This window comes from Bradyrhizobium sp. Leo78 (genome assembly GCF_059512425.1).
Map to the genome: position 1 here is coordinate 1 of NZ_JCAMOT010000161.1, position 845 is coordinate 845.

1 protein-coding gene is annotated in these 845 nt (G+C 51.1%); it reads right to left on the reverse strand.

Annotation, left to right across the window (positions count from 1 at the left end; all coding sequences use genetic code 11):
* Window positions 1–338 precede the first annotated feature (338 nt).
* Entirely contained in the window at window positions 339–626 is a 288-nt protein-coding gene (locus AC5ZG1_RS44045; RefSeq protein ID WP_130232033.1) for a hypothetical protein, read from the reverse strand.
* Between the last annotated feature and the right edge of the window lie 219 nt (window positions 627–845).

Here is an 845-nt window from a genome sequence, read left to right on the forward strand (position 1 = left end):
GTCCCGTCGTTCCTTGGGTCGCATCGTCCCCTCCGTTGCGACCACGGAATCACGACACGCGATTCGACGGAATCCCAGAAATCAAATTGCAAGCTTTCGGGCCTTCAAATCCAAAAAGCTTGCAATCCCGACCCTCGCTCCGATCCAAAATTCGACTCCCGCTCAATGACTTGGGAGCTTCTTCACGGACGACTCGTTGGCTCCGCTGTTTAGCAGGGATACTGACGCCGTTAGAAAAAAGATTGCGATCGCAACGTGACTGCGCCAGGTCGATAGAGGGACGATATTGATTGTAAGCCCGCCTCAGCGCGACAAGTTACCTCTCAAACCGCAGTCCATTACTGCCTCTTTGCATTGAAGCTATCGAACATTTTCCATCCGTCAATGAGCGATTTCGACCACGACCGCTGCGCGAAGTCCCATTGGCACTTGAGCGCTTCGGAAGAGCTTGTGCAGCCGGCAAGACTCGTCAGGTAGTCGGCTTGGTCCTGTAGGCGGGAAGCTGCAAATCCCAATACTTCCTTTGCTGCCACTGCGGACATCTTCCTTTGCATTTCATTAAATGATCTTAGCAATTCGGGAGGCGTAAACGGACCATCAGATCCAGCTGTATTTTCCTTTGTCATAGGTGCTCCTAATGATCGGGATCGGTTTTCCGGGTTTATTGCAGATCAAAGTGAACTCGCGATTGAGGTTGAGTGAACGATGCTAGTTTATCTAAAAAGTTCGATCACTTCCTTGATCAGAATCAAACCGCCTGCGCTTTTAGGTAGTGTGCGGAAGGTTCTGCAAAAGCCTGAGAGGCTGGAGCGGTCATGGTAAGTCCGGTGATTGCGAAGATCACC